This window comes from Veillonella sp., assembly GCF_019414865.1.
In the GTDB taxonomy this organism is placed as follows: domain Bacteria; phylum Bacillota; class Negativicutes; order Veillonellales; family Veillonellaceae; genus Veillonella.
In genome coordinates this window covers 4,927-13,388 of the sequence record NZ_DXLG01000041.1, presented here as the reverse complement: position 1 = coordinate 13,388, position 8,462 = coordinate 4,927, and the positions used below count along the sequence as shown (strand labels likewise).

9 protein-coding genes and 1 other annotated feature are annotated in these 8,462 nt (G+C 39.4%); all 9 genes read right to left on the bottom strand.

Annotation, left to right across the window (positions count from 1 at the left end; all coding sequences use genetic code 11):
* Window positions 1-58: 58 nt before the first annotated feature.
* The 9 genes from thrS to QZ334_RS04105 all read right to left on the bottom strand — a co-directional run bounded on the left by thrS (window position 59) and on the right by QZ334_RS04105 (window position 8,401).
* Window positions 59-1,969: a threonine--tRNA ligase gene (gene thrS / locus QZ334_RS04145; protein ID WP_105089385.1), complete on the bottom strand. Its 1,911-nt coding sequence runs from the start codon at window positions 1,967-1,969 to the stop codon at window positions 59-61.
* Window positions 1,970-2,042: 73 nt separating this feature from the next.
* Window positions 2,043-2,275 (bottom strand) — a binding site (T-box leader).
* Window positions 2,276-2,523: 248 nt separating this feature from the next.
* Window positions 2,524-3,513: a hypothetical protein gene (locus QZ334_RS04140; protein ID WP_295232182.1), complete on the bottom strand. Its 990-nt coding sequence runs from the start codon at window positions 3,511-3,513 to the stop codon at window positions 2,524-2,526.
* Window positions 3,514-3,574: 61 nt separating this feature from the next.
* Window positions 3,575-3,850, bottom strand: a complete 276-nt coding sequence (locus QZ334_RS04135; protein ID WP_060923942.1) for a DUF4911 domain-containing protein — start codon at window positions 3,848-3,850, stop codon at window positions 3,575-3,577.
* Between the two features lie 96 nt (window positions 3,851-3,946).
* A complete protein-coding gene (locus QZ334_RS04130) occupies window positions 3,947-5,188 on the bottom strand; it encodes a peptidase U32 family protein (RefSeq protein ID WP_105085861.1) in 1,242 nt (413 codons plus the stop codon).
* On the bottom strand, window positions 5,188-5,796 hold the full coding sequence (locus tag QZ334_RS04125; protein ID WP_295232179.1) for an O-methyltransferase: 609 nt from the start codon (window positions 5,794-5,796) through the stop codon (window positions 5,188-5,190). Before QZ334_RS04125 ends, QZ334_RS04130 begins: the two co-directional genes overlap by 1 nt.
* 23 nt (window positions 5,797-5,819) lie before the next feature.
* Complete coding sequence (mltG, locus tag QZ334_RS04120; protein WP_295232177.1) at window positions 5,820-7,226, bottom strand: endolytic transglycosylase MltG; 1,407 nt, start codon at window positions 7,224-7,226, stop codon at window positions 5,820-5,822.
* 170 nt (window positions 7,227-7,396) lie between these two features.
* On the bottom strand, window positions 7,397-7,693 hold the full coding sequence (locus tag QZ334_RS04115) for a DUF1292 domain-containing protein (RefSeq protein ID WP_005386121.1): 297 nt from the start codon (window positions 7,691-7,693) through the stop codon (window positions 7,397-7,399).
* A gap of 28 nt (window positions 7,694-7,721) precedes the next feature.
* A complete protein-coding gene (gene ruvX, locus QZ334_RS04110) occupies window positions 7,722-8,141 on the bottom strand; it encodes a Holliday junction resolvase RuvX (protein ID WP_005386119.1) in 420 nt (139 codons plus the stop codon).
* Complete coding sequence (locus QZ334_RS04105; protein ID WP_009351224.1) at window positions 8,141-8,401, bottom strand: IreB family regulatory phosphoprotein; 261 nt, start codon at window positions 8,399-8,401, stop codon at window positions 8,141-8,143. The genes ruvX and QZ334_RS04105 overlap by 1 nt, the downstream gene beginning before the upstream one ends.
* Between the last annotated feature and the right edge of the window lie 61 nt (window positions 8,402-8,462).

Genomic DNA, 8,462 nt, shown 5'->3' with positions numbered 1-8,462 from the left:
ATTTCAAACATGACAACTCATCCATCGGTAATATTGATGGATGAGTCATAATAATCAATTAGTTACGTTCTTTGATTTCGATTTTAATAGAATTGAAGAATTCTTCGAATGGTACGGAACCTAATTCGTCACCGCCGTGTTTACGAACGTTAACTGTGCCTTCTTCAACTTCTTTATCGCCTACCACAAGCATGTATGGAACTTTTGCCATTTGTGCTTGGCGGATTTTGTAGCCAATTTTTTCGCTACGATCATCCACTTCTACACGTACATAGTCGCGATGCATTTGTTTTGCCAATTCTTTAGCATATTCAACATGTTTTTCAGAGATAGGCAAGATTTTAACTTGTACAGGAGCCATCCATGTTGGGAACGCACCTGCATAGTGTTCAGTTAAGATACCGATAAAACGTTCCATGGAGCCGAAGCATGCACGGTGAATCATGATAGGACGATGTTTTTGACCATCTTCGCCAACATATTCGATTTGGAAACGTTCAGGCAAGTTCATATCCAATTGGATAGTACCACATTGCCATGTACGGCCTAAGGAATCTTCGATATGGTAGTCAAGTTTAGGGCCGTAGAATGCGCCGTCGCCAGGGTTGATTACATAAGGAATACCTTTTGCTTCAATAGCATTGCGCAATGCTTCTGTAGCAGCTTCCCAAATGGCATCGTCACCCATTGCATTGTCTGGTTTAGTAGACAATTCAACATGGTATTTCAAACCAAATTGGCTATAAATGCGGTCGAACAATTCGATAACTTTCATCAATTCAGATTGCATTTGATCTGGCAACATGAATACGTGAGCATCGTCTTGTGTGAATGCACGTACACGGAATAAGCCGTGTAAAGCACCGGACAATTCATGACGGTGAACTAAACCAAGTTCAGCGTAACGCAATGGGAAGTCACGGTAGGAATGCATTTCGTTTTGGTAAACCAAGATACCGCCTGGGCAGTTCATTGGTTTAATTGCATATTCTTCATCATCAATGATTGTAGTGTACATATTTTCACGGTAATGGAACCAGTGACCAGATGTTTCCCACAATTGTTTATTTAAAATGATTGGTGTGCGAATTTCTTCGTAATCGAATTCATGGTGAACTTCACGCCAGAAGTTTTCCAATTCGTTGCGAAGTGCCATCCCTTTTGGTAAGAAGAATGGGAATCCAGGGCCTTCTTCTTTGATAACGAACAAGCCTAGTTCTTTACCAAGTTTACGATGGTCGCGTTTAGCTGCTTCTTCAAGCAAGTGAAGGTATGCATCAAGTTCTTCTTTCTTTTCAAATGCTGTACCGTAAATACGTTGCAACATTTTATTCTTTTCATCGCCGCGCCAGTATGCACCTGCAATGCTTTGTAATTTGAAAGCTTTTACCTTGCCAGTGGATGCCACGTGAGGACCTGCACAAAGATCGATGAAGTCGCCTTGCGCATAGCAAGAGATAACAGCATCTTCAGGAAGATCTTCGATCAATTCTACCTTGTAGTCTTCGTTTTTGGATTTGAAGAACTCGATAGCTTCTTGACGAGACATTACAGATTTAGTGATAGGCAAGTTTTCTTTTACAATACGGCTCATTTCCTTTTCGATTTTACCCAAATCTTCAGGAGTCAAAGTATGTTCCATATCGATATCATAGTAGAAACCTTTATCGATAGCAGGCCCGATAGCCAATTTAGCTTCAGGCCATAAGCGTTTAACCGCTTGAGCCAAAATATGAGAAGCTGTGTGACGCAAAGTATGTTTACCACCATCTTCTTCGAATGTTAAGAAAGCTACTTCAGAACCATCTACGAGTTCTTCGCGAAGGTCTGTTAATTCACCATTTACATTAGCAGCTAGTACTTTTTTAGCCAAGCTGTTAGATAATTGTTTTACTGCTTCCCCAAGAGTAGTGCCAGCAGCGTATTCCTTTGCACTACCATCAGGTAAAATGATTTTTACATCTGCCATTTTAATTTCCTCCAATTATTATCTAGGATAGACTGGATTTTTGTAATAAAAAAAGACCCTCTATCCCTACAAAACAAGGGACGAAGATCATTCGCGGTTCCACCCTAGTTAACTACCTATACGAATATATGTGTATAGTTAATTCACTTCATTAAGCCCGATAACGGTGGCGGCCGTATTTGCCTACTTAGGTTCGACAAATCAGTTTAAAGGGGGTAACTCTGATATATGTGTAAGGCATTTCCAGCATCAGCCTCTCTCTGGTACACAGGGATATGAGAATCATGTCCTTTGCATAACTTTTACTAGATTATAGTATCATAGAGAATTAAAAAATTCAATACAGTTTATCTGTAAATTTCACAAAAGCTATAAATTAAAGAAACGCTTTCAAACACACCATATAAAAACGGCCCGATATAACTGATATGTACCCCCTTTACGGGTTGTCCATTAAAAGGGGTACATATGAAACTCGAGCCGTTTATTAAGATTATCATATATACGCTAACTAATGTAGCTCTACTACAGCTCACTGTACATGAGCTAGATTATTAGCGTTTGAAGTTTGTAGATAACATAGCACCAATTACTTTTTCCAATTTGCTATTGGAAAGATCTGGGCCTTTGTAAAGTGTTAAGAGTACATCGTTAGAGTTATCTTGTTTAGATACCATCATAACACCACTACCACGAGCACCGTTATCATCGTAATCTTTTGCTACGATAACGAGGTTCAAATAATGATCCTTCATATATGTGTACACTTTACTTGTACGTGCAGAGGAACCAATCATTTTCGCCATGCTCATACCACGGTTGAATACGATTGTATTTGCATTATGTGGATTTGCCGCTAATTGTTGTTTCTCCTCTTCATTAAGAGGCATAAGGTTTACCATGAGGGAGTCACCCATTTTACCACGGAACATAGCTGGCATTGTTTCCCGTACATCTTCAGGAATACCTGTATCAGCAGTCAATTTTAATTCCTTAGGAACAGTCATGTATAGAACGCCCTTGCTGTTTCGGCCTACCTCTGTTGTACTGAGGTCTACAGCGCTAAGCATAATGGAATCTTTAATAGTTGCTACTTGATTTGCCAATGGCTTTTCAGGAATGCCACGGCTTGCCAATTGTACGTCACCAGATTTAGTTTTTTTCAAGGTTTCTACATTCCAGTTACCACCTTTTTTGTCAGCATCGCTAGCCTCTGTGAAAGCATTCGCCCCATCTTTTGTGCCTACATACACGTAAGTTTGAGCTGGGATAATTGTATCTGGCGCACCAGTTTTATTGAACGCTGCACCATATACAACATTAGGAATCACAGTGGAGCCAACTTGTAAATTATTGTTAGTTTGGCTTTCCACATCAAAGTTGATATTACCCGTGAAGGTCATATCAGGACCATGATTGATGACTACTACATCCCCTGCTTGAGGAATAATAACAGGGCCTACAGGACCTGCCATAGCTACGCCTGCCATAGATATACTTAGACAAGCTGTTAATAATGCACGTTTCAACATAGATTGTTTCATAGATATACTCTCATTTCTCTACTAGGTCTAAACAGTTTGATGTAATGATAAAAATATTATATTAATCCTCGATAGTGACATAGTCCGATAGACTACTTAATAATTCAATAGCCAAGGGCCGTGTTGAAGGTGTACACCTTAGCATACAGCGTCCATTTACATCAATAGATGTCATAACCCCTAAGTATTCATAGCCTTCAATGATGCGATTGATATAGTTCGTATGCTTCGGTTCAAGATGAAAGTACACATACGCCTCTTCCCCAGAGGTTGCTAAATCTGGTACATCAGTAAATGCACCGATAGATTTACTCGGTTCTAAAGATGTACCACTCATAAGTCCTCCTACACATCATTACTATAAAATGTAAATGCTATACATGTTGCTAGTATAGGCATCCATTAGATATGTTTGTCGTTAATATACTACCTACTAAGCTTCTTTTGGTTTGCACTCACGGCGCATCATAGAATACGGCTCAAGTGGTGTATCCATGTAGATACGCACTTTCATTTGCGCATGAGGCGCTACGTCGATTGGATTACCATCTTCGTCTGTCATTTTTTCAATTACAGTTTCCACAAGTTCACCTTTAGGTTGGCAGAATTCTACTTTATCGCCTACCTTGAAGTTATTGCGCTGTTCAAGATCAACGTATTTTTCTTCTTCGTTGTAGCCCATAACTAAACCGATGAAATCATGGCTTTGTGTATTGGTAGATTTACCATAGTTTTGAGCTGTTTCATCAGGACGACCTTCTGCAAAACCATCTGTATATGGACGGTGAGAAATCTTTTCTAATTCTGCAATCCATTCTGGACGAACATACCAGTCTTTGCCTTCTTTAAGATATGTATCGATAGCTGTACGGTATACCTTTGCTACTGTTGCACAATAGTGAACGGATTTCATACGGCCTTCAATTTTAAGGCTATCAATACCAGCTTCATATAAATCAGGAATGCGGTGAATCAAGCACAAGTCTTTAGAGTTAAAGATATATGTGCCATGTTCATCTTCTTCAATTGGATAATATTCACCAGGTCGGTTGGATTCAACAAGGGAATATTTCCAACGGCAAGATTGAGAACATTGACCGCGGTTCGCATCACGGTTGCCTGTCATGTAGTTAGACAATAGACAACGACCAGAGTAAGAAATACACATGGAGCCATGTACGAAGGATTCGATTTCGATATCTACATTATCCTTCATTTCTTTAAGGTCTGCTAAGGATACTTCGCGAGCCGCTACGACGCGTGTAGCACCCAGTTCTTTCCACATTTGCACTGTATGCCAGTTTGTTGTAGATGCTTGTGTACTTACGTGAAGCTCAAGGCCTGGAGCCACGCGTTTAGCAAGGCTAAAGATACCCATATCGGCTACGATGATCGCATCAACGCCGATACTTTCAAGGAATTTCAAATAATCCTCTAAACCTTCAAAGTCCTCATTATGAGGAATGATATTACATGTTACATGGATTTTTTTACCATGAGCATGTACGAATTCTACAGCTTCCTTTAATTCCTCGTCGGAGAAATTAGAGTTACCTGCGCGCAAGCCAAAACGTTTGCCTGCACAATATACGGCATCCGCACCGTAGCGAATAGCCATTTTAAGCTTGTCCATATTACCGGCTGGACAAAGCAATTCCATAAAATGTTCTGCCATTATTTGTTGTGCCCTTTCCACACACTCACACTCATACCATCACCCATTGGATAGATGGTGGTGTTAAACAATTCTTTATTTTCAACATACGTTAAGTATTCTTTTAACCGTTTTACGATAGTTTTAAACCGTTTTGGCGGCTCCTTATCGCCTCTTACATAGCCTCTAAAAAGTACATTGTCTGCAAGGATAACGCCTCCTTCTTTCACATGAGGCAAAATGAGTTCTAATTGTTTAAGATATTGTCCTTTGGGACCATCTAAAAATACTAGATCATATTCACCGGTGAGTTCCGTTAAGACTTGAGACGCATCGCCTTTCAGCAATGTAATTGTATCGGCATAATCAGATTGGTTAATATAATATTTCGCCATTTCGTGACGCACATCATCTAGTTCAATAGATGTAATATGTCCCTCCTCTTCGTCGAGTAGCGGAGCCATCAACAAAGCAGAGTACCCAATGGCGGTGCCCACCTCTAACACAGAGGTGGGCCGGTACAAACCTATTAATTCTTCAAAGAGATGAACCTCAGATTCTCGTAGAATCGGTACACCATTAATCATCGCGTAAATACGCTGTTCATTTAAAATATCATTTAATGTCATGAAAGTAGATTCAATCTCCTACATTATTTATTGCTATTACCACTAGGAATTACCACCGTAGAACGATCCACAGATTCAGCTGGCTTTACTTCAATATGAGGTACTTGTTGTGTACTTGGTACAACATTTTGCATAGATTCTGGAGCAGGTGTTGTAGTTGGCACATAAGAGTTAGAACTAGATGATTGAGTTGCTGGTGCAGATTGTGCTGGTGCTTGTGGAGCTGGTGTTGGTGCTGGAATTTCAGCAGCTGGAACCGTTGTTGGTGTATATTTGTACGTAGGTTCCACATTAACATATTGAGAATCTGCTTCCACCGCTTCTTCAGAGCTGTAATTGTAGTTAGGCTCTGTCGTTGCCACAGCCACGTCATAGTTAGGACCAGCTTGTACTGCTGCCTCTGTATTAGAGGATGTAGCCGTATCATTACCATAGATTTTATGAACTTCCGCTAAATGTTCTTCATATGTTTTAGAGAAGTGGTTATGTCCATCTTTATCTGCTACAAAGTATAAATAATCTGTATCTTCAGAATGCAAAACTGCATCTAATGCTTTTTTACCAGGGTTCGCAATTGGACCAGGTGGCAAGCCTTTAGATACGTATGTATTATACGGGCTTTGCAATTGCGTATCACCAATAGTTACATCTTCTTTTGCATAACCAAGTACATAGGAAATTGTCGCATCAGATTGCAATGGAATACCATGGGCTAACCGTTTTTTAAATACCCCTGCAATTGTTGGACGATCTGCATCAAACAAAGATTCACGTTCAACAATGGATGCCAATGTTACAAAGTCATGAATACTCATGTGTTGAGCTTGAATTTGTTTCTTCACAGCCGGTGTGAGGTAACGATTCATTTCGTCAGCCATCATTTGAATCACTTCACGTGGCGTTGCACCTACTGGAATTTCATAAGTACTTGGGAATAAGAAGCCCTCTACCGGATATGTAGCAGGTCTTGTACCTTTCATATATGGATATGGTACAAAGGTCTTTGCTTCTGCTAAGAAATCCTTTGCCTTCATAATTTGATTTTTTTCAAGAACGATAGCTATATCACCAACTGTGTATCCTTCAGGAATTGTAACACGAATAGATTCTACATGACCTTCTTGTAATAAAGAAATGAGTTCGCGCACAGTTACCTTGTTAGGAATTTGGTAGTGACCAGTTTGAAGTTTATCATTGGTGCCGCTCAAATATAACCAAAGCTTAAAGCCTTGTGTGGAACGAATAAGACCTCGTTCATAGAGCATGTCTGCAATTTCAGTGCCAGTCTGACCTTTTTCGATGACAAGTACTTGTGTACCATCATCTTGAGCAAAGGTGTTTGGCACTAAATAAATCGCTCCCAAACCACCTGCGATGATTAATACGCCTACAATAATAAGGATTAAAATGTATCTTAAGGCTTTTCTCACGACGTTGAGTTCCTTTCTGTAACATAACAGTATTTATCATCTTATTATACCATAAAGTCCATATTTCCCCTATATAAAAGGACATTATCATATTATGGGGCCCTTAATAAATAGCAAATAAAAATAGCGTATTATCCAAAGACAATACGCTATTTTTATAAAGAAGACGACTACTCGCCATCTTCCATTTCTTCATACAATTTTACTAGAGTCTCAAAAACTTCATCTTCTTCATCTAAAGGTACGTATACTTCTACGCCTTCTTCATTTTTTTCGATGCTAGCCAAGATCATGTATGTGTCATCTTGACCTTCGTGGTCTGCCTCTTCGTCTTGTACATGTACAAGAACTGCATACTCACGACCTTCATGGTTTAGAACAACATCTTCTGTGAAGTATTGTTTATTGCCGTTTTCGTCTTCGAATTCTAAATAATACACTTCACCTTCAAAGTTTTGGTCAACCATTGGAAACCCTCCTTGTGGAAAAAAAGATTTATTTATTGAACTGCAAGCGATCTAAGTATCCTTGCAAAATTACAACCGCTGCCATTTTATCAATAACGGATTTACGCTTTTTACGACTTACGTCAGCTGCAATGAGTTGCCGTTCAGCCATAACCGTAGATAACCGCTCATCCCAATATGAAACAGGTAAATCGATGACTTCTTTCATCTTTTCAACGAATTCTTCAGTCTTTTCAGCTCGTTCACCTTTTGTACCATTCATATTCTTCGGCATACCTACTACAAGCTCATGTACTTCATATTCAGCAATGAGTTCTTGTAAGCGATTAAAATCTTTTTCAAGAGATGTTCTACGAATGGTTTCAATACCTTGTGCTGTCATGAGCAGTGCATCACTACAGGCAATACCGATAGTACGGCTGCCCACATCTAATGACATAATTCTCATTATAGTTGTTTTGCCTTTGCGTATTCTTTCAACAATTCCTCAATCAAGTCATCCCGCTCTAAACGACGGATATCAGAACGTGCATTATTATAGCTTGTAATGTACGCTGGATCTCCAGAAATAAGATACCCTAAGATTTGATTGATTGGATTGTAACCTTTTTCTTGAATAGATTGATAAACACGAGTAAGAACCTCTTCAGCTGTCATCGGTTCATCGTCTACTTTACGGAATAACATAGTTTCATCAGAAACCTTCATCGTATCCCTCCTTTTTATTACATTGGCAGGTTTCACTGTAAAAGTGAAACCTCGCCTACTA

Coding starts and splice junctions, on each gene's coding strand:
- QZ334_RS04115 (WP_005386121.1), bottom strand. CDS start 7,693: ATGGTTGACCAAAACTTTGAAGGTGAAGTGTATTATTTAGAATTCGAA.
- QZ334_RS04135 (WP_060923942.1), bottom strand. CDS start 3,850: ATGAGTGGTACATCTTTAGAACCGAGTAAATCTATCGGTGCATTTACT.
- QZ334_RS04105 (WP_009351224.1), bottom strand. CDS start 8,401: ATGAAGGTTTCTGATGAAACTATGTTATTCCGTAAAGTAGACGATGAA.
- thrS (WP_105089385.1), bottom strand. CDS start 1,969: ATGGCAGATGTAAAAATCATTTTACCTGATGGTAGTGCAAAGGAATAC.
- QZ334_RS04125 (WP_295232179.1), bottom strand. CDS start 5,796: ATGACATTAAATGATATTTTAAATGAACAGCGTATTTACGCGATGATT.
- QZ334_RS04140 (WP_295232182.1), bottom strand. CDS start 3,513: ATGAAACAATCTATGTTGAAACGTGCATTATTAACAGCTTGTCTAAGT.
- QZ334_RS04130 (WP_105085861.1), bottom strand. CDS start 5,188: ATGGCAGAACATTTTATGGAATTGCTTTGTCCAGCCGGTAATATGGAC.
- ruvX (WP_005386119.1), bottom strand. CDS start 8,141: ATGAGAATTATGTCATTAGATGTGGGCAGCCGTACTATCGGTATTGCC.